Genomic DNA, 19,814 nt, shown 5'->3' on the forward strand with positions numbered 1-19,814 from the left:
GTGGCATACGACGGCCGGCCCGTCGTCGAACCCGCGGAATCGACGCGAACGCACACGGGGGAAAAGCACGCCGGAGCACGCGTGGCGAACGCCTACCCGGAGGCGGTTCCGACGAACGGTATGGCTCGACTCCAGCGAACGCTCTCGAACGTCGCCGAGGAATCCGGTCGGGACAACGGACGGGTCGGAATCGTCGGCGGGAGCACCGCCTACCCAAATCAGCCCGCGCTCGTCGGACGCGCGGCGTTTCGAACCGGGTCGGACCACGTCAGAGCGCTCGTGGCCGATCCGATTTACGAGATCGTTGCCGGACAGTCACCGAACCTGCTCGTGGACCGATACGCCGGCGAGACGTTCGACGAGCGCGCCGTCGCCCGCACTCACGAGATGAGCGAGTGGGCTGACGCGCTCGTGGTCGGGCCGGGTCTCGTCGACGCCGAACCCGACGCAATCTGTGAGGTGGTCGACGACGTCGACATCCCGACGGTCGTCGACGCGCTCGCGATCGAACCCTGTCTCGAAGCCGACCTCTCGAATGCGGTCCTCACCCCGAGCGGATCCGAAGATGGCCCGATCTACGACGACTACGGCTCGCTCGAGGCGTTCTCGAAGGAGACGGATGCGGTCGTCACGCTGACCGGCGACGTCGACGAAATCGTCTCCGACGGCGATCGGATCCAGAACGAGACCGGGACGTCCGCGCTCTCGGTTGCCGGGACGGGCGATACGCTCGTGGGTATCGTCGCGTCGTTGCTCGGCCAGGGGATGGACCGCGGCGACGCCGCGGAACTCGGCGCCTGGATTCTCGGCAAGACCGGCGAGCTTGCGACCGCGGAGTTCGGTCCTGGAGTCGTTGCGACCGACGTGATCGAGCGAATTCCGGACACGATCAGGTAACGTCGCGGATCCGCTCTCGATTTCGCCGTTCGACGAGCCAGATTCCGACCGCAATCACGACCAGGATGACGGCGTACGCGCTGGCTTCTTCCCAGCCGAAGACGAGTCCGCTCTCGAGGGTCCCCTGTCCCGATGCGATCGCCCACATGACCGGCCAGAGGACGAGCAGATTCCCGCCGGCCACACGAAAGAGCACACCGTGAAAGAGCCCGACGAGAAGGAGGACGAACAGACTCTCCGGGGAACGCACACCGAGGTGAAACGCGACGAACCCACCGCTCGCGAGGACGATCCCGGGGATCGGTCCGAACGCCCGTTCGAATCGGAGCTGGAGCCAGCCGTGGACGAAAAACGGCTCCCAGAACATCAGCCCGATCGTAATCACGTGGGCGAGCAACAGGCTGGTGGGAAGCTCTCCGCCCGCGGCGAGCAACCCGGGCAGGAACGCGATCGCGACCAGCGTCGACGCGACGAGCGCGCGTTTCCACCCTCGAGCGGTGATTCCGACCGCGGAGAGCGATTCGTCACGGACGACGCCGACGTAGTAGATCGGAACCAACACGGTGAGAAGCAGGTTCCCGACGAGCAAGAACGCCACCAGGGCAACGGTCGAGTCCGTCGTGGAGTTGGCGTAGTAGATCGGCCAGAGTGCGAACACGGACGCAACCGCAAGCAGGGTGTCCCGGCCGGGCTCGAACCGAACTGACGCCACACTCGAGACGACGTCCTCGAGACTCGTTCGAATCGTCGTGACGTTCATCGCGAGTGCTGTTGTCCGACCGACAGTATGAATTGACGGTCACAATTGCAGCGTCGACAACTCGTCGAAACCGCCGCTGGACGAGGGTGAGCTGTTGGTTCGGCTACGTTCGAGCACGAGGGGGTCGAGTGTGGGAAACGATTACGCCGCTGCTCGTCGTACCGCCGCGTATGTCCGAGTCGACCACTGAGCACGCGGGCGGGTGCGACCACGACATCTCTCATCCCATCTTCGCGGCGCTCTACGATCGGTTGCCCGAGCCCGCACAGGTTCGCCGCCACCGGGAGTACCTCACGCGAGACCTTTCGGGGCGCGTACTCGATCTCGGCTGCGGTAACGGTGAACTGTTCCCGTTCGTCGTCGATGGGCGAACGGACGACCTCGAGTACCACGCCATCGAGCCCGACCCCCATATGCGAACGCGGGCCGAGAACAACGCACGCGAGAGCGGCCTTCCGGTCGACCTTCGTGACGCTCGCGCCGAATCGCTTCCCTATCCCGACGGGGCGTTCGACGTCGTCGTCGCCAGCGTCGTCTTCTGTACGATTCAGGATCCCGACGCCGCCCTCGAGGAGGTCGCTCGGGTGTTAGAACCCGGCGGCGAGTTTCGATTCCTCGAGCACGTCCGCGCCGACGACTGGCGGGCGAGCGGGCAGGATCTCCTGACGCCGCTGTGGCGGCGGGCCGCGGGCGGCTGTCACCTGAACCGGGATACGGTCGACCGATTCATCTCCCACGACGCGTTCGGGATCGAGGAGATCGAACGAACCGACGCAGGGGCTTTTCCTGCGGCGCCGGTCGTCCGTGGCACGTTGGGACGAAACAGTGGTACTCTCTTCGAATCCGGGAGCAACGTTCGTCGCCGCTGACGCGGCCCGACACCGTTCGAACGGCTCTGTGAACGACCCACGCCGTCTCTCACTGCCATCGTCCCCCACACTCGAGCCGGGTAGAAACCGGCCTGGAGAGAGAAAAATCGGATAACCGAACCGTCGTTCCTCCTTAGACGACCTGTAAATGTTTCTCCCGGAGTTCGTCGTCCGTGAACGACTGACCGTGAACCTCTTCCATGTGTTTTCGAGCCAATTCGACCGCCTCTTCTTCGTTCTCGGACTGGATAATGAACCGGCACGTGTCCGATACCGATTCGCAATCGAGCTTGTGGGCGTCTGCCATGAGTGTTTTCCTCCGTTCCGCCGTAGATGGTCGAATAACACGATCTGTGTTCTCGAGCACCATTCTCTCTACCACAATACATTACTTAGTGATTTCTGACGAAAAATACTCACAACGGGAGAAGACGTTCCGGTGAGATGTCTATTCCACGCTTTCATGAGACCGTCGATGAACGCGCGTACGGAACTACCGACGTTGGGCGCTCGAGAATCGGTCAGGTTCGATCGCTACCGGAGTATCGGAACAACTGAAACGAGTTACGCACTGGTCGCGCTGTTCACGGTTCGCTTACGTCGTTTGCTCTCGGCTATAGTCGCCACTGACAGTCACTGCACACCCGATCGCCAGACCAAAAGCGCGGTTCGGAGCGTGCGCGGTTCGGAGTGAGCGCGGTTCGGAGCGAACGAAGTCGTTCGAACGACCAGCGGTCGTTCGTGATGACGAAAATCTTCGATTTTCGAACCATGAGCGAGAACCGCGGAACGGCGAACGGGGAACGAATGTGACCCGTGAGCGAACGAAGTCGTTCGAACGACCAGCGGTCGTTCGTGATGACGAACATCTTCGATTTTCGAACCATGAGCGAGAACCGCGGAATAGCGAGCGGGGAACCCAGTGGCCCGTGAACTCGGCGATCGGTGTGTACATCGTTTCATATAGTACCGCTCGCGACGGTGCCGAAAGATGAGAATACGTGGACCAACGGCAGATCTCGTGACCAACTCCGGACGTGCGTCTGCGGTCGTTGGCGCGGTATTCGGGGTTTATCTGTCCAGCGCTCTCGAGTCCCAGTATGACGGACGATCGATTGCTGATGACGCCGGGTCCAACGGCGGTTCCTGACGAGATCCGAACGCGGATGGCCGAACCGACGCTGAATCCCGACGTCGAGCCCGCGTTCTTCGAGTGGTATCGGGAGCTGACGGAGAAACTCGAGTCGATTTACCGTGCCGATGGCGCCGCCGCCGCGGTCGACGACGAACGTGACGAATCGAATCTGGACATGGTCGTTCTCGGCGGTGAGGGAATTTTGGGACTCGAGGCCGCCATCGCCTCGCTGGTCGAAGACGGCGACCGCGTGCTCTGTCTCTCGAATGGGCTGTACGGCGACGGCTTCGCCGATTTCGTCGAGAGCTACGGCGGCGAGGCAGTCACCTGCGCCGTTTCCAACCGGGAGACGTTCGAGGCCGACGTCGTCACCGACGCGCTCGAGGACGACGACGATGGCTTTGACGTCGCGACGATGGTCCACTGCGAGACGCCGACCGGGACGCTGAACGACCTCGAGCCGATCCTCGACGTCCTCGACGACCACGGAATCGTCTCGGTCGTCGACGCCGTCTCCTCGCTCGGCGGAACGCCGGTCCCGACCGACCGAATCGACGTCTGCATCGGCGCCAGTCAGAAGTGTTTCAGCGCGCCGCCAGGACTCACGATCTGTTCGATCAGTGACCGTGCCTGGGACCGGATCGAGTCCGTCGAGAACCCGACGCTCTACGCGAATCTCGAGCCCTGGCGAACCGCCGTCGACGACGAGTGGTTTCCGTACACCCATCTCACCGCCAATCTTTCCGGGCTCGACGCCGCCGCCGATCTGTTGCTCGAGGAGGGGATGGCAGACGTCTTCGACCGCCACGAGTCGGTCGCCACGCACTGTCGCGAGCGGGCCGCCGAACTCGGCCTCGAGACCTACCCCGCCAACGAGGGCGACTGTTCGCCGACGGTGACGGCGCTCGACGTCGACGGCCGCGCCAGCGAACTCCAGCGTGTCGTCCTCGAGGACTACGGAATCGTGCTGGCGACGGGCCTCGGCGACCACGAGGACGAGATCCTTCGAATCGGACACATGGGCCACAACGCACGTCTCGATCGGGTCGAGCGGACGATGGACGCGCTCGCCGACGTTCTCGCGTGAGTGTGTGGAAACCAGTCACTCGAGCGGGGGCGTCGCCCAGCGTGGCCGGACACTGCAGGTAGAACGATTTCCCCCGTCGCACGATTACTCGCCTCTATGTCCGAGCCAAATCGGGAGCCGACTGACGAGCCCACGACCGACAGGCAAGAGGCCCAACGGGAGGGGCGACAGATGGGCCGTGGCTGGCTCGGGATCGCGATCGTCTCGATATTCGGGCTGTTGCTGATCGTGATCGCATTGATGCAGGCGACCGGCTTGATGGACGTCTTTGCCCCGGTCGCGGAAACCGAAACCCAGCAGTGGGCGGTCTTCGGCGTTCTCGTCCTGATCTGGCTCGGAGTCGCCGGCTGGAGCTGGAACGCGTTTACGGGATGAGGCCGGTCAGCGACAGTACGACCTGACGCCAGTCACCGACAGTACGACCAGTCTCGAGACGCCTCCGACTCGTCGGACCGATCGACCGGACGAATCGTCGCCTCGTCGGGAAGGCAGGGCTCGCTACAGTAGTGGCGCTCGACCGTCGTCTCTTCGCCGGTAACCACCCAACTGAGCCGGTACTCGCGTGGGCCGATCGTAGTGGCACACGTCGAACACTGCTTCTCGTCCGACTTCGATCCCCTTCCCTCGAGCCGAGCGACGTGTGACCGCTCGATCGGAATATCGAGTTCGGAACGCGACTCGTCGGTAGCGAGGTCGCCATCGATCGGCTGTCCTCGCGACGCGCACATCGGATCGGCGTTCGAATCTCCCATAGCCAAGCGTCAACGAGTCGTTATAAATAGGTCGGGATGACTGTCAGTATCTGATGAACGTCATCTCGAAGAATAGTATACTCGAATATATACACTAATATCTATCACTTCTGGCCTATCGCCCGACGTCAGTGTTCGATCTATCGGCTGGCGGCGATGGGCTACTATAGCAGACGGTCTCTGACGCCGAAACGAACGGCGGGGTTGGGCGGTCCCTGCATCTCGGCCCCCCGTCGAGGACGTGGCCGAGTTGACCACCGTATGCCACGCACACCCGTAGCAATCCGAGGTCGGAAGGAAACCCGTTTAGTCGGGCCCCTCGAGGGACGGATAATGAGTACGGATTACCGGATCGGACTCGTCGGCAAACCCTCCGTCGGCAAGTCCTCCTTTTTCAACGCGGCGACGATGAACGACGTCCCCGAAGGGGCCTATCCGTTCACGACGATCGATCCAAGCGTCGGCGAAGCCTACGCCCGCGTCGAGTGTGCGGCACCCGAGTTCGACGAGGAGTGTACGCCGTCGGTCGGCTACTGTGACCACGGCACCCGATTCGTTCCCACGAAACTCGTCGACGTCGCTGGACTGATCCCCGGCGCACACGAGGGCAACGGCCTCGGAAACCAGTTTCTGACCGACCTGAACGAGACGGACGTCCTCGTCCACGTCGTTGACTTCTCCGGGGAAACGGACCTCGAGGGCGAACCGACCGAGGGCCACGACCCGCGAAAGGACATCGCGTTCCTCGAGGAGGAACTCGACCAGTGGTACCTCGGCGTACTCGAGAAAGGGATCGGCCGTTACGAGTCGGGGTATACGACCGAAGACGACGCCATCGAGGAGGAACTGGCCGAACAGATGAGCGCGTTCAAGACGAACGAAGACGAGATCAAGCGCCTGATCCGCCGGACCGAGGTCGGCTTCGACCCTGGGGAGTGGGACGAGACGGACAAACTCGAGTTGGCCCGCGAGATCCGCATGGAAACCAAGCCGATGGTGATCGCGGCGAACAAGATGGACACGCCGGAGGCCCAGGCGAACTACGAGGAGATCACGAACGACCCCGACTACGAACACCTGACGATCGTTCCGTGTAGCGCTCACGCCGAGAAGGCGCTGAAATCCGCCGACAACGCCGGAGTCGTCGACTACCGGCCCGGTGACGCCGACTTCGAGATCACCGGTGATATTTCGAGCGAGCAGGAGCAGGGTCTCGAGCAGATTCGTGATTTCCTCTCCGAGTACGGCGCGACGGGCGTCCAGGCGGCCCTCGAGACGGCATTGTTCGACGTGCTGGGCGTGACTCCGGTGTTTCCCGGCGGCGCGAACGGGCTCGGGAACGAACGCGGCGAAGTGTTGCCGGACTGTTATCTGATCCCGCCAGGGTCGACGGCCGAGGACTTCGCGTACAGTCTTCACTCGGACATCGGCGACGGCTTTCTCCACGCCATCGACTGCCGGACGAACCGCCAGCTCGGCAAGGACTACGAAGTCGAGGCACGCGATGTCCTCGAGGTCATCACGACGAACTAACCGACAAAGCGGACCGGTCGTCTTCGTTCTCGTACCGCCCTGGCTGACCCGGAGATATCGAATCCCGTGTGAGTCCGGCACACGGTTTAAGTAGGCCTGCCCGAAACGTACGCCCCAACGAAATCGAACTATGACTGGCCGATCAGCGAACGGGGCGGGCGGCGAATCGGCGGGAGATCGACCCGGACCCGACGCTCGAGATGGGGGTGACGTCGATGGCCCGGCGGACGACGAAGACAGATCCGACGCTCCCGCGAACGACGGGGAAGCTGTGGAACCGGCCGACGAACCCAGTCTCCGGGCCGCCGAGGGCGTCCCCGACTGGGAAGACGAGTACGTCGACCGGGTCGCGGACCGACTATTCGTCAACTACGACCTCGAGAAGGACTACGGAGTCGAGTCCGAACGGTTCGACCTCTACGGCGAGTTGCGCATCGAGAGTTCGAAACACTTCCTCCATCCATCGGTGACGTACGCGAACCACGAGGCGTACGAACACCTCTTCGTGACCCGCGAATCGCGGGTGAGCGAGGATCGACTCGAGTCGCTGGTCGACCTCGGCCACGACCTCGCCGACGAGTGGATCGACGCGAACGAGGACCACTTCAGTACGACGTTTACGTTCGTCGTCGTCGCTCCGGAGATACCCGACGAGATCGAGACGTTCGTCGAGGGATTCTCCGAGCGGACGCTGTTGAAGTTCGGCTACAACGGGGAGTACAAGATTCGACTCGCCGTCGCCGCGCCGGAACGCGAGGCGTTCGTCTCGAGTCCCGGTGCCGAGATCGAACCGGCGTTCGTTCACTGGGAAACGCCCGAAGAGAACGCCGGCGGACCACTCCGGCGGCTCGCCGGCCGGCTCGGGCTGTAACCGTCCGTTCGAACGCTGATCTTCTCCGTGGTTCGACCGCGTTTACTTCCCGTAGGCAAGCCGCCGAGCGAACGCGTCGAGTCGCGATTTGACCCGGCCCAGGAGGACGACGTGCGGGCTCACGCGGCGAAGTTCATCCTCCTCGAGTTCGATGCGCTCGCCCTCGAGGGGGTCCCGGCTTCGTTGCCCGTCCTCGGTCGCCATGTCGATCACGGTACTCATACTACAGCGACCACAGGCTTCTCTCTCGGACGAATCGGTCATACGTGAACGGACGAACGCGAGGTACCTAACTCTACCTACCAGTCGGATACGGTCGACGGAAAGAGGGCGTGGATGGCGGGAACCGGACGACGAAAATCGGTTCCGAAGCTCGGATGGAACGGGACCGATGCTAGTCGTCGCTCGGCCCCGTTTCGGCACCGACGATCGAGTCGCTATCGAGCCCGTCTCTGGCCTCTTTGACGCTCGTGTATCCCATCTTGAGTAACCCGAGTGTCAACCCGACGAGGACGAGCGCGATGATGCTTTGGAACGCGAGCGATATCGATTCGATCGTTCCGGGTTCGCCGGACATGATGTCCATTGGGTTCCTGAGGAGTCCGATCCACAGGAGACCGACGAGCGTGACGCCGATCATGAACAGGAGCGGGACGCCGGTGCTGATCAGCTGTTTCGTGTCGCTCCAGTTTGCGAGCCAGATCGTCGCGACGAGCAACGCGAGCGCGGCGAGCGTCTGGTTCGCGCCGCCGAACAGCGGCCAGATGTTCTCCCAGGTACCGGAGGCGACCAGAAGGTAGCCACCGATCGCGGCGACGCTTGCGTTCACGTAGCGGTTCATGAACGTCTCCTCGATCTGGGTCTCGGGCGTGCCGATGATCTCCTCTAGCATGTACCGACCCAGCCGCATCGCCGTGTCAGTACTGGTGAGCAGGAAGCTCACGAAAAGGAGTCCGATGAACGTCGTCGCGGCCGTAATTCCGAGCCCGTAGACGGTGAGCAACGCGCCGCCACCGGCCGGGAACGTCACGAGCGCTTCCGCGAGCGTTCCACCGGCACCGGCGACGAGCGAGACAGCGAGGATCGCGGTGACCGCGAGCAGCCCTTCACCGAGCATGCCGCCGTAGCCGATCAGCCGTGCGTCGGTTTCCTTGTCCAGCTGTTTCGCCGTCGTTCCCGAGGAGACCAGCGAGTGGAAGCCGCTGATCGTCCCGCAAGCGATCGTGATGAACAGGAACGGGAACAGCGGTCCGAGCTGGTGGTGGACGAGCCCAGTGAATGCTGGTAGGTTCGCCGTCAGTGCGTCGACGGTCACCGTGTCGATGTCACCCGCCCAGACGGCGTCGATCTCGACCGGACTGAAGCCGATGATGGTGCCGATGATGACGGCGAGTAACATCCCCCCGACACCGACGTACAGGATCGCGGAGGTCAGGAAGTCCCGCGGCTGGAGCAACACCCAGACCGGCAGGACGCTCGCGGCGAACGCATAGAGGACGACGACGATCGTCCACGCCGCGAAGTTCGCACCCATCGCCTCGGCGAGTGGGAGGAAGCCGAGTGCGCCCTCGCCGAAGATCGTGATCGTTCCCGCGGGCATCGTCTCCGTCGCGACGATCGCGAACGGGAACTCGAGGCCGACCCAGACGCCGCCGAAGACGGCGAGGGTGAATGCGGCCGCTCCCGGGATGAACGGAAGTCCGAACTGGTAGAGATAGACCCCGAAGAGGACGGCGAGGGCGAGGTAGACGATACTCGCGGTCGCCGCCGCCGGGAACGCGTTGAACACTGCGGCGATGAGGAACGCGAACGCCGCGATCACCAGGATGATCGTCAGGAACGCGAACCACAACAGCATGTTCTTGCCGCGTTTTCCGACGTACTGGCCGATGATGTATCCGATCGATTTCCCCTCGTGGCGCACGCTCGAGGAAAGCGACATAAAGTCGTGAACCGCGCCGAAGATCGGGTTGCCGATCCCGACCCAGAGCAACGCGGGGAGCCAGCCGAACGCGGCCGCGGCCGTGATCGGTCCCGCAATCGGTGCCCCGCCCGCGATACTCGAGTAGTGGTGCCCGAGCAAGACCGGCTTTTTAGACGGTACGTACTCCTGGCCGTCCTGATACTTGTGTGCTGGTGTCGTTCGGTCGTCGTCCAGTTCGACGAACTGTGCGAGATATCTCGAGTAGCCGAGATATCCCACGGTGAACGTGATCAGTACGAAAACTACCATCCAAACTACCTGTACCATGGTTTCATACCCCACGATACACCATGCATAAATGCGACTTAAATCTCCCCCAAACAATCACCATGTATTGGTATAATAAATTATAGTTATCACAGATGAACGGCATGAATCGACCGGTAGCGAAGCCGTCAAAGGCCATTCTCGACGAAAAATTAGAAAGACGAGAGTTTTCACCGAACAATAGTTCGCACCCGGACCCACGATAATAGCGTTATTTTCTAAATTGAAAGAAAGAGTATCCGTCTTGAGGGTATATTTTCAGACCACTAATAGCAATTGCACCGGATACGTCTCTTACCTCTCGATGAGGTCCGATTTTCCCTCGAAGGGAAGTGACATAATTATCATGGAATTCATTATATACGAGTCTTCTCTATGAATATTAGAGAATATGACAAACGTCGTGGATTCGGTACGGAAGACCGTCGAACAGCAGCCGCTCTCGACAGCGCTCGTAGACGGCATCGACGAGTTGACGTATCGTGAACTCTGGATTCGAGCCGGCGAGTTCGCGGGCGGCCTCCGGGAGTACGACGTCAAAGCCGGCGATGCGGTCCCAATCTGTCTTCCGAACAGCACCGAGTTCGTCGTCGCGTTACTCGGGACTCTCCGAAACGGGAGCGTCGCTGTACCGATCAATCCACGCTTTGAAACCTCAGAGAAAGCCACGATCACCACGCAGGTCTCAGCGCGCGTCGTCGTCACGACGGACGATCAGGTGACGGGTATTCTCTCGAACGTCGATACGCTCGACGCGCTAGTTCGAGTCGGCGACGACGCCAACCTCGGCGTCGATTTCGAGACGTTTACCGACACCGACGGCCTCTACGATTTCTGGGAAGTTATCGAGCGCTCGGACGACGATCCAGCGTTGATCTCCTATACCGGCACCGAAACGCCGAGAACGACGGGTGCAGTGCTCTCGCATGCGGCCCTTCGAACGAACGCCGAAGCCGTCGCAGAAATCGTCCCCGGCGGTCTCAGTTCCGAAGACGAACAGCTCAGTGTGCTCCCGGCGACTCACCTCTTCAACATCACCCCGGTTCTCAACGCGACGCTCGTCACCGGCGGTCGGTACAACTTGATCGCGAATCCGTCGGCCGAGGCAACGGTCGAACGACTCGACTCCCACGACGTCACCGTCTTCCACCTCTCGCCGTCGATGTACGCCAGATTGGCCTCCGACAACCTGCTCGAGGGAGTCGACCTCTCGTCGCTACGGGTCGCCGGGTCGGTGGGCGGTCCGTTCCCACCCGGTGTCCGAGAGATGCTGTCCGAGGCCGGCTGTGACGAGTCGTACTACTTCTACGGGCGGACTGAGACGGGACCCGTCGCCCTGGTGAACGTCGACGGTGACGATCGATCGCTCGGCCGTTCGATCCCGGAGGGGGAAGCCCGAATCGTCGACGTCGCATTCGAGGAGTGTCGGATCGTCGAGGACGACGAGCGTATCCCTGCCGAGGCCAGCGGGGAACTGGTCGTCACCGGTCCGAACGTCGCCGACGGCTATCACGACAACGAAACGCTCGAGGACGAACGCTTTACGCTCTGGGGTGGTTACAACTGGTATCACACCGAGTTGACCGCGTACAAAGACGCCGACGGTTACGTCTACCGCGTCGAGGACTGATCGCCCCGCTCCGTTCGGATCGCCTCGAGTTCCTCCGCGACGTCGGCGAGCAACGGCCCCTTGATCTCCTCCACACGGGCCTCGATCTCCGCGACTATCGGCGGCTCGAGTTGCTCGCGTGCGGTACGGATCCGTGTTTGCTCTTTCGAACACCGCTCTCGGAGGTACGACGCCCCACGTCCATCCTCGTGGGACTCTGGCTCCGGCGTCACCCTGTTGATGACGATTCCGCCGACGTCCAGGTCGTACTCCTCGAGTGCGTCGACCGCGCGTTCGGTCTCGCGAAGCGAGAGCGCGTCGGGGTTCATCACGAGATAGAACGAGGCGTCCGACCGAAGCGTCTCGTGGGCGAACTCGAACCGGTCCCGTCGCTCCTCGAGTCTGGCGAGGATGGGATCGCCCTCGCGCATTCGTCTGGGCTCGCGCTTTCCGATCGCCGCTCGCTCGTAGAGTTCGACGCTTTGCATCCGCTTTGCGCGCAGTTGTTCGACCCAGTCTCGAAGGAGTTCCGGAAGCGAGAGCAATCGAAGCGTCCCGCCGGTCGGTGAGGTATCGAACACGACCCGATCGTACTCCTCGGCGTCGGCCATGACGTCGATGAACCGATCGAACAGGGCGGCTTCGTAGGCACCCGGCGTCTGGTGGGCCATCTCGAGTTGGACGTCGACCTCGTTGATCATCGACGCGCTCAACTGACTGTTGAGCTTCCGTTTGATTCCCTGGAGGTGGTTGGCGATCTCGCGTTGGGGATCGATCTCCATCGCCCAGAGGTTCTCATAACCCTCGACTCGCTGTGGATCGTCGCCGAACGACTGCTCGAACACGTCGCCCGTGCTGTGGGCCGGATCCGTCGAGACGAGCAGGGTTCGATCGCCTTCGCGTGCACGACCGAGTCCGAACGCACTCGAGACCGTCGTCTTTCCGACCCCCCCTTTCCCGCCGAAGAAGACGAATCGCGTTTCAACCATCAGAAGTGAAGCTGTTTCCCTTTCCGTTCGAGGAGGCTCCCACGGTCCCACATCCGCCGTTGCCACTGTTCGTACTCGTCCTCGAGATACGGCAGTAACTCGGCCGTATAGTAAGAAACCGGACTCGGAATGCCGAACGCGTCGGGAAAGCACGCGACCATGAACGCGTCCTCGATGTCTTCTGCCTCGAGTTCGATGATTTCGTACGCCGGATGCGAAAACAGCCCGTGGTACAACCCACGCGCCCAGAGTCCAGGAAGCGTGTCCTCGAAGCGCTCGCGCAACCGACTCTCGAGTGCGTTTTTGTATGCCACGATCCGACGAACCAGACTCATAGGAGGACGTTTCGAACGTCGGGCCAAAAGCATATCGCCCGAACCGACCACCAGTTCTATTATACGAGCTGAGCGTTAATTCGACAGTCATGAATTCGGGTCGAATACCGGTGACCGTCGTGAGCGGAAATCTGGGCGCCGGAAAGACGACGTTACTCAACCACCTGCTCGAGCGAACCGATCGTCGCCTCGCCGTCCTCGTCAACGACATGGGCGACGTCAACGTCGACGCGGCGTTGCTCGAAGACGAAACCGACCTCACACGGGACGGTATCGCCGAGTTGAGCAACGGCTGTATCTGCTGTGAGCTGCAAGACGACCTCGAGACCGAGGTCAGACGGCTCGCTCGCGGTTACGACTTCGATCAGTTGGTCGTCGAATCCTCGGGGATCAGCGAACCTGCCCCGGTCGCGCGGCTGTTTACGACCGGGTCAGCCGCCGCCGAACGATACGAGGTCGACTCGCTCGTCACGGTCGTCGACGCCAGCCTCCTACTCGACGCCGTCGACGGGCGGTCACTCGAGCGGGAGACGTCACCGGACGCCGAGGATCGTCCGCTCTCTGACCTGCTCGTCGAACAACTCGAGTTCAGCAACGTCGTCCTGTTGAACAAGACGGATCTCGTCCCCGAAGACGACCTCGAGCGCCTCGAGACGATCGTCGAAGCGCTCCAGCCCGACGCGTCGATCCACCGGACGACGTTCAGCGAGATCGATCCCGCGCGACTGCTCGGCCGGGGGCTGTTCGACCCGGACGAACTCGGCGGCCTCCCCGGCTGGCAACGAGCACTACAACACGCTCGAGAACACGGCCACCTCGACGACCACGGCCACGACGACCACGATCACGGCGATCATGACCACGATCACAGTCACGACGACCACGACCACGGCCACGACGACCACGATCACGGCGATCATGACCACGATCACGGCCACGACGACCACGACCACGACGACGAACACAACCACGAGCACGGACACAGCGATTGCGAGCACGACGATCACGACCACCGGACCCCCGACCAGATTTACGACGTCACGTCGATTACGTTCCGGCGGTCCGAGCCGTTTCATCCGGTCCGATTCGCCTCGTTTCTCGAGGACCTGCCTGAGTCGGTCGTCAGAGCGAAAGGCCAGTGCTGGATCGCGGGTCGCGACGATCTGCTGATCCAGCTCAGTCAGGCCGGACGGTCGGTCGTACTCGAGGCGCGAGGGAACTGGGTTGGGACGCGACCAGATGCACAACAGCGCCTCTACCGGCGGAATCACCCCGACGAGCCCTGGGACGACGAGTACGGCGACCGGCGGACCGAACTGGTCTTCATCGGTCAGTTCGACGAATCCGCGCTTCGAGACTCCCTCCGGGATTGCGTCTGCGCTCCCGACGCCGTCGACGGCGGGGAACTCGAGAACCCGTTTCCGAGCGAGGTCGGCCAGACCGTCGTCCTGCGGTAACTCGTATTACTCGAGATCCCGAGCCACGGTCTCGAGCATTCGGGAGAGTTCACGGCGCCGTTTCCAGGCGGCGATCCGGTCACCGAAGGGAATGGGCGCGGCGAGTTCGACTGCGGAGTGGATCGTTACTCGCGTCCCTTCGTTTTCCCTCTCGAACTCGATTTGCGTCTCCATCCCGGCGAACGGTCCCTTCTCGTTCGCCTGCGTATACACGATCTCGTCGCCGCGATCTTCGAACAGGAGCGGGAACTCGAGACCGGGACCCGACGCGACGACGACCGTTCCCTCCTCGCGCTCGTCGACGCTCGAGGGTGCGAACGATCCTTCGGCCTCGACGACGGTCGCGGGATCGAGGTGTCGACGAAGCTCGCCCGGCGTTTCGCGAACGAACCCGGAAACCGATACCTCTCGCATACCGCACTCGTTCACAGCCCAGCCGGATAACGTTCGGTGATCGGCCGCCGGCGTCACGAAACGACGAAAACGACTAAGTACGCGACGGACGGCTCTACTGACATGAGCGACGACGAACGGGAGGGGTTTCGCGACGGGCTCGAGTCCTCGGAAGGCGATCCACGGGTAGCGGCGCTTTTCAACGTCGTCCTCTCAGTACTGTTCGGATGGACGGTCGTCTGGGGACTCTCGTTTATGGGGGTGACCGAGTTGACGCTCGTCAACGTCGCGTTCGTCGCGTTGGTCATCTTCGCGATCACGCAGTTCGTGATCAAACCCTGATTGGGACTGCTGTCCCGATTTATCGGGAGGACCGCGACCTTGGCGGTCTCATCGAAACTGACGGACAGTAGACCGTCTTCGTACCGTGGACGCTCGAGGCACCCCCCGGCGAAACGGTCGGTGCGTCGAAACAACAGGTACACAACGAACCGCGGTTTTGTCGTCGTATGGACCGCGGGGCGCTCGCGTCGTATCGGCCCACCAAACCCGAGGTCGCGGTGTTCGTCTCGGGGGTCACCAGCATGGGCCTCGAGATTCTCGCCGTTCGGATCGTCGCGCCCCAGTTCGGGAGCCACATCTACACGGTCGGTGGAATACTGACCGTCTTTCTGATCGCGTTGAGCCTCGGCTACTGGCAGGGCGGGAAGCGGGCGTCGCTGGCGACGAATCGACAGATGTCGTGGATCATGCTCGGGACCGCAGTCTACGTCGGAATCGTAATCTACGCTGGCGACCTGTTGCTTACGTACACGTCGACGCTCCCACTTTCACCACGGTACGCCTCGTTGCCAGCAGTCGTCGCCCTGTTCGGCCCGCCGACGTACTTGCTCGGATTCATCAGCCCGTACGCCGCCGAACTCTCACAGAAACAGGGGGTCGGCGAGGCGTCGGGTCACGTTTACGCGCTCGGAACGATCGGGAGCATCGTCGGCTCCGCGGCGACGACGTTCGTGCTCATCCCGGCGATGACGATCGAGGCAATCGGTCTGCTGTTCGGGGTCGTCCTCGTCGCGACGGCGATCGGGCTCACGGCTCCCGAACTCCCCCGCGGGCCGACGACCGCAAGCGTCGTGATCGCGGTGTTACTCGTCGTCGCGGCCGGCGTGAGCCCCGTCGCGCTCGACCACCGCGGCGACGTCGTCTACGAGGAACACACCGCACACCAGCACCTCGAGATCGTCGACGCCGGCGACAAGCGGACGATGTACTTGGATGGCTCGCGTCACAGCGCCATGGATCTCTCCGATCCGGATCGTCACGTCTTCACGTACACGCGGTACTTCCACCTCTCGATGCTCGCGGTCGACGACCACCAGGAGGTCGATCGGGTGTTGTTCGTCGGCGGCGGCGGCTACACCGGACCACAGGACTTCGAGCAACGGTACGACGCGACGGTCGACGTCGTCGAGATCGATCCCGCCGTGACCGACGCCGCAGAAGCGTACTTCGGACTCGAGGAAAGTGACGATCTGAACGTCTACGCCCAGGACGGACGACAGTTCCTCGAGAACACCGACGAGACGTACGACGTGATCGTCCTCGACGCCTACAAACAAGATCAGGTGCCGTTTCATCTCACCACCGTCGAGTTCATGGAACTGGCATCGGACCGGCTGAGCGACGACGGCGTCCTTTACGCCAACGTCATCTCCGCACCCAGCGGCTCCGGATCGGAGTTCTATCGCGCCCAGCACCGAACGATGGAGGCCGTCTTTCCCGACGTCTACAGCTTCCGGACGTCGCCCTCGAGTGCGATCCAGAACATCCAGGTGATCGCGACCAATGCCGAGAGCGATCTCACGCAGGCCGAGTTCGCACAGCGAAACGAGGATCGGGAACTCAGTGTCGACCTCGAAGACGCGGTCGACAACCGGATGGCCGAACCGGATACGTCCGACGCGCCGGTGCTCCGAGACGACCGCGGCGGCGTCGACGAGCTACTCGATCCGATGCTCGGTCAGCGATACGTCATCGAGGAAACCGACGGGAACGAACCATCCGAATCGCACGACGGACTCGAGTCGTCGGCCGAGTCGGACGTGACAACCACTCCGGCGCTCGAAACGGTTCCGGCCGCCGCTCGACCGGTAGGCGTTCGATGATCCGTTCGGCCGATTACCCGATCACCGGTAGACGTTCTCGTCTCGGTTTCGGTAGTCCCTGAGAGCGATCCGTGCACGCCGACGGGAAGTGAAGCCGAATCCCACGGCTGGACACGGATTTTCGGAACACACCCACCTGAACGTCTTCGACGACGGATCTCGCTCGACGTCGGCGTCGGCGTTACATCGCGGACAGGTCCACCCCCAGCGGACGTCGTCGACGTCGTCTCGATTCATTGGTTCGACATCATCGGGTTATCACACACGCCGGATACGTTCTCGACTTCATCTGTCGACGTATTATAACAGCGGCGAACGCGGACAATCCAATGTTACTCGAAGAAATAATGGATTATTACCTCTTCCACAAACATGTCTATAAAAATATATGTTTATTAGATAGTTGTATCTCGATTCGTGTATTATTAGATATCTTTGGATGTCTACCTTCATCGATTGCGTCGAAACGTGTGTACGCGTTCAACTCCATGAGCGGAGGGATACTGATTGAAACCGCCGCTCTGCGTGTATAGTGCGTCTTTCTGGTCGGAAAACAATCGGAGCGTAGCCGGAAATCTCGAGGGGTACTCAACAGAAAATACTGTTTCGTATTAGTGGCTTCGAGAGAATCAGTTCGAATTATTGTATGTTTACTTATTTGGTTTGTTTTGTATTGTACCGTCTAATCACGTTGACAAATTCGGCGGTTTCGATCTCTCGGAGCGAGTCGCTCGATCGCTTCGTCTCGGAGTGGCAATCGAGCGTCGACGACGTCCGATCGACGAGTGATCGTCACAACTGAAACGAGTTACACACCGCCCACAGACAGCGACTGGAAACCGCTCTGTTCGTCCAGTCTTCGGGGGACTATCGTGAGTAGGTGTGCAATGACGTTCAGCGGCTACTACAAGGGAACGGAGCCGAAAGCGGTGTCTGTCACGTTGGCAAACCGTCCCCCGGTAGTCGCCGTCAGTCCGTTGAGGGGGCTGACGACGACGTCTCGTCGAGTTCGTCGTCCGTGAGGGGCGAACTCGACCAGTACTCGTGCTCCTCGAGTTCGCGGAAGCAGGCGACTTCGTGATCGGATCCGACATCGTACGCTTCGGGATCCTCACGCCGGCAGGCGTCTCGGGCCTCCGGACACCGGGTGTGGAACCGACAGCCGGATGGCGGGTTCTTCGGGTCCGGAATGTCGATCTTTCGCACCGGCGGCTCGCCGGAGTCGACCCCGGCGCGAAGGTCGGGCGTCGCCCACCGGAGAACCTTCGTGTAGGGGTGTTTCGGGTTGGTGATGATCTCTTCGGCTGGCCCGATTTCGACGAGTCGGCCGAGGTACATCACGCCGATCCGGCCGTCGCCGTGAGAGGCGAAATAGCGCGCGTTCGAGAGGTCGTGCGAGACGGCGATGAAGGAAGTGTCGAACTGGTCTTGGAGCTCGAGCATCAGGTCCATCATCTCGACGCGAAGCGAGACGTCGAGTGCGCTGATCGCCTCGTCGGCGAGGATGAGGTCGGGATCCATCAACAGCGCTCGCACGAGCGCGACGCGCTGTTTCTCCCCGCCCGACAATTGGTGGGGATAGCGCCCCGCGTAGTCGCCCGGCGGCGTCATCCCGACGCGTTCGAGCATCGAGAGCACCTCCCGGCGGCGGTCGCCCGCGCTCATCTGGTCCTGCCACCGTTTCAACGGCGCCTCGAGGATCTTCATCACACGACGGTTCGGATTGAGCGAACTGCCGGGGTCCTGGTGGATGATCTGGAGCGATCGCCGGATCTCCTCGTGGGAGATGTCGACGTCGCCGCGGCCGTCGTTGGCGTCCCAGATGTCCTGGCCGCGGTAGGAGACGCTCCCGCCGGTCGGCCGCTGGAGGCCGATCGCCGTCTTGCCGAGGGTGGTCTTCCCACAACCCGACTCGCCGACCAGCGCGACGACGTCGTTTTCCTCGATGTCGAGCGAGACGCCGTCGACGGCCCTGACGACGTCCGGATCGCCGAAATCCAGCAGTCCCTGGCTCTCCTCGAAGTGAACTTCGACGTTCTCGAGGGAGACGAGGTGGTCGCTCATTGGCGGTCACCTCCGGTTGTCGCCTCGACGGCGTCGACGTTGAACGGAATCTCCTCGGCGGCGTGTTCCCAGTGGTAGCAGGCGACGCCGTGGCTCTCGGAGACGCCGTGGTAGTCGGGATCGGAGGCAACGCAGGTGTCGTCGGCGAGCGGACACCGCGGGTGGTACGAACAGCCAGCCGGCACGTCGACGGGATCCGGCGCCGAGCCGTCGATCGGACGCATCTCGGATAGTGGCGCGTCGAGGTTCGGCGTGGCGTTCAGCAACGCTCGCGTGTAGGGGTGTGCGGCGTTTCCGAGGATCTCCTCGGTCGGGCCGATCTCGACCAGTTGGAAGGCGTACATCACGGCCATCCGGTCGGCGAGTTCGGCGACCAGCGGCAGGTCGTGCGTGATGAACACGAGTGTGAGGTCGTACTTCTCCTTCAAGTTCTCGAGCAACGAGAGGATCGACCGTTGCATCAGGAGGTCGAGTGCGGCGGTCGGCTCGTCCATGACGAGCACGTCCGGCTCGAGGACGACTGAAAGCGCGATGAGCGCGCGCTGTTTCATCCCGCCGGAGAGTTCGTGCGGGTAGGCCTCGAGCACCCGGTCGGGCTCGAGGTAGAGGTCCGCGAGGAGTTCACGGGCCCGATCCATGCCGGCCTC

At 62.2% G+C, this 19,814-nt stretch carries 21 protein-coding genes; 10 read left to right on the plus strand and 11 right to left on the minus strand.

Annotated elements, in window-relative coordinates:
* The first annotated feature begins 120 nt into the window (after window positions 1-120).
* Entirely contained in the window at window positions 121-897 is a 777-nt protein-coding gene (locus AB7C87_RS19575) for an NAD(P)H-hydrate dehydratase (RefSeq protein ID WP_369731212.1), read from the plus strand.
* Here the strand turns inward: AB7C87_RS19575 and AB7C87_RS19580 are convergent.
* Window positions 890-1,657, minus strand: coding sequence for a CPBP family glutamic-type intramembrane protease (locus AB7C87_RS19580; protein ID WP_369731182.1), 768 nt, complete (start codon window positions 1,655-1,657; stop codon window positions 890-892). The genes AB7C87_RS19575 and AB7C87_RS19580 overlap by 8 nt on opposite strands.
* 170 nt (window positions 1,658-1,827) lie before the next feature.
* Here AB7C87_RS19580 and AB7C87_RS19585 point away from each other — a divergent pair, with 170 nt between their 5' ends.
* Window positions 1,828-2,526, plus strand: a complete 699-nt coding sequence (locus AB7C87_RS19585; protein WP_369731183.1) for a class I SAM-dependent methyltransferase — start codon at window positions 1,828-1,830, stop codon at window positions 2,524-2,526.
* A 133-nt stretch (window positions 2,527-2,659) separates the two neighbouring features.
* Here AB7C87_RS19585 and AB7C87_RS19590 read toward each other — a convergent pair whose 3' ends face one another.
* A complete protein-coding gene (locus tag AB7C87_RS19590; RefSeq protein WP_369731184.1) occupies window positions 2,660-2,833 on the minus strand; it encodes a DUF1059 domain-containing protein in 174 nt (57 codons plus the stop codon).
* A 793-nt stretch (window positions 2,834-3,626) separates the two neighbouring features.
* On the opposite strand from AB7C87_RS19590, the gene AB7C87_RS19595 reads away from it, so the two are divergent.
* Window positions 3,627-4,748, plus strand: coding sequence for a pyridoxal-phosphate-dependent aminotransferase family protein (locus AB7C87_RS19595; protein ID WP_369731185.1), 1,122 nt, complete (start codon window positions 3,627-3,629; stop codon window positions 4,746-4,748).
* A gap of 96 nt (window positions 4,749-4,844) precedes the next feature.
* Window positions 4,845-5,123: a hypothetical protein gene (locus AB7C87_RS19600; RefSeq protein ID WP_369731186.1), complete on the plus strand. Its 279-nt coding sequence runs from the start codon at window positions 4,845-4,847 to the stop codon at window positions 5,121-5,123.
* 32 nt (window positions 5,124-5,155) lie between these two features.
* Here AB7C87_RS19600 and AB7C87_RS19605 read toward each other — a convergent pair whose 3' ends face one another.
* A complete protein-coding gene (locus AB7C87_RS19605; RefSeq protein WP_369731187.1) occupies window positions 5,156-5,500 on the minus strand; it encodes a DUF7576 family protein in 345 nt (114 codons plus the stop codon).
* A 333-nt stretch (window positions 5,501-5,833) separates the two neighbouring features.
* On the opposite strand from AB7C87_RS19605, the gene AB7C87_RS19610 reads away from it, so the two are divergent.
* Window positions 5,834-7,033, plus strand: a complete 1,200-nt coding sequence (locus AB7C87_RS19610) for a redox-regulated ATPase YchF (RefSeq protein ID WP_369731188.1) — start codon at window positions 5,834-5,836, stop codon at window positions 7,031-7,033.
* A 130-nt stretch (window positions 7,034-7,163) separates the two neighbouring features.
* Window positions 7,164-7,904: a DUF8052 family protein gene (locus AB7C87_RS19615; RefSeq protein WP_369731189.1), complete on the plus strand. Its 741-nt coding sequence runs from the start codon at window positions 7,164-7,166 to the stop codon at window positions 7,902-7,904.
* A gap of 42 nt (window positions 7,905-7,946) precedes the next feature.
* Here the strand turns inward: AB7C87_RS19615 and AB7C87_RS19620 are convergent, their stop codons facing one another.
* On the minus strand, window positions 7,947-8,168 hold the full coding sequence (locus AB7C87_RS19620) for a DUF8007 family protein (RefSeq protein WP_502260714.1): 222 nt from the start codon (window positions 8,166-8,168) through the stop codon (window positions 7,947-7,949).
* A gap of 130 nt (window positions 8,169-8,298) precedes the next feature.
* Window positions 8,299-10,155: a carbon starvation CstA family protein gene (locus AB7C87_RS19625; protein WP_369731191.1), complete on the minus strand. Its 1,857-nt coding sequence runs from the start codon at window positions 10,153-10,155 to the stop codon at window positions 8,299-8,301.
* Between the two features lie 391 nt (window positions 10,156-10,546).
* Between AB7C87_RS19625 and AB7C87_RS19630 the strand changes: the two genes are divergently transcribed.
* Window positions 10,547-11,785 (plus strand): class I adenylate-forming enzyme family protein, encoded by a 1,239-nt coding sequence (locus AB7C87_RS19630; protein WP_369731192.1) that lies wholly within the window; start codon window positions 10,547-10,549, stop codon window positions 11,783-11,785.
* Here AB7C87_RS19630 and AB7C87_RS19635 read toward each other — a convergent pair.
* Together AB7C87_RS19635 and AB7C87_RS19640 are read right to left on the minus strand one after the other, a co-directional pair.
* Window positions 11,767-12,753, minus strand: a complete 987-nt coding sequence (locus AB7C87_RS19635) for an ArsA family ATPase (protein ID WP_369731193.1) — start codon at window positions 12,751-12,753, stop codon at window positions 11,767-11,769. The two genes, AB7C87_RS19630 and AB7C87_RS19635, sit on opposite strands and share 19 nt — an antisense overlap.
* A complete protein-coding gene (locus tag AB7C87_RS19640; protein WP_369731194.1) occupies window positions 12,753-13,088 on the minus strand; it encodes a DUF7990 family protein in 336 nt (111 codons plus the stop codon). The genes AB7C87_RS19635 and AB7C87_RS19640 overlap by 1 nt, the downstream gene beginning before the upstream one ends.
* Before the next feature lie 89 nt (window positions 13,089-13,177).
* Between AB7C87_RS19640 and AB7C87_RS19645 the strand changes: the two genes are divergently transcribed.
* On the plus strand, window positions 13,178-14,545 hold the full coding sequence (locus tag AB7C87_RS19645; RefSeq protein ID WP_440590514.1) for a CobW family GTP-binding protein: 1,368 nt from the start codon (window positions 13,178-13,180) through the stop codon (window positions 14,543-14,545).
* A 6-nt stretch (window positions 14,546-14,551) separates the two neighbouring features.
* Here the strand turns inward: AB7C87_RS19645 and AB7C87_RS19650 are convergent, their stop codons facing one another.
* Window positions 14,552-14,959, minus strand: coding sequence for an SRPBCC family protein (locus AB7C87_RS19650; protein ID WP_369731196.1), 408 nt, complete (start codon window positions 14,957-14,959; stop codon window positions 14,552-14,554).
* Between the two features lie 102 nt (window positions 14,960-15,061).
* Here AB7C87_RS19650 and AB7C87_RS19655 point away from each other — a divergent pair, with 102 nt between their 5' ends.
* Both AB7C87_RS19655 and AB7C87_RS19660 read left to right on the plus strand, forming a co-directional pair.
* Entirely contained in the window at window positions 15,062-15,280 is a 219-nt protein-coding gene (locus tag AB7C87_RS19655; RefSeq protein WP_369731197.1) for a DUF8107 family protein, read from the plus strand.
* A gap of 167 nt (window positions 15,281-15,447) precedes the next feature.
* Complete coding sequence (locus AB7C87_RS19660) at window positions 15,448-17,103, plus strand: spermidine synthase (RefSeq protein WP_369731198.1); 1,656 nt, start codon at window positions 15,448-15,450, stop codon at window positions 17,101-17,103.
* Window positions 17,104-17,124: 21 nt separating this feature from the next.
* Here the strand turns inward: AB7C87_RS19660 and AB7C87_RS19665 are convergent, their stop codons facing one another.
* From AB7C87_RS19665 to AB7C87_RS19675, 3 genes are all read right to left on the minus strand, one after another.
* Window positions 17,125-17,340 (minus strand): hypothetical protein, encoded by a 216-nt coding sequence (locus AB7C87_RS19665; RefSeq protein WP_369731199.1) that lies wholly within the window; start codon window positions 17,338-17,340, stop codon window positions 17,125-17,127.
* Window positions 17,341-18,072: 732 nt separating this feature from the next.
* Window positions 18,073-19,167 (minus strand): ABC transporter ATP-binding protein, encoded by a 1,095-nt coding sequence (locus tag AB7C87_RS19670; protein WP_369731200.1) that lies wholly within the window; start codon window positions 19,165-19,167, stop codon window positions 18,073-18,075.
* A partial coding sequence (locus AB7C87_RS19675; RefSeq protein ID WP_369731201.1) for an ABC transporter ATP-binding protein occupies window positions 19,164-19,814 on the minus strand: 651 nt, incomplete at its 5' end. The genes AB7C87_RS19670 and AB7C87_RS19675, both read right to left, overlap by 4 nt.

Origin of the sequence: Natrarchaeobius versutus (genome assembly GCF_041205745.1) — an archaeon.
Taxonomy (GTDB): Archaea; Halobacteriota; Halobacteria; order Halobacteriales; family Natrialbaceae; genus Natrarchaeobius; species Natrarchaeobius versutus.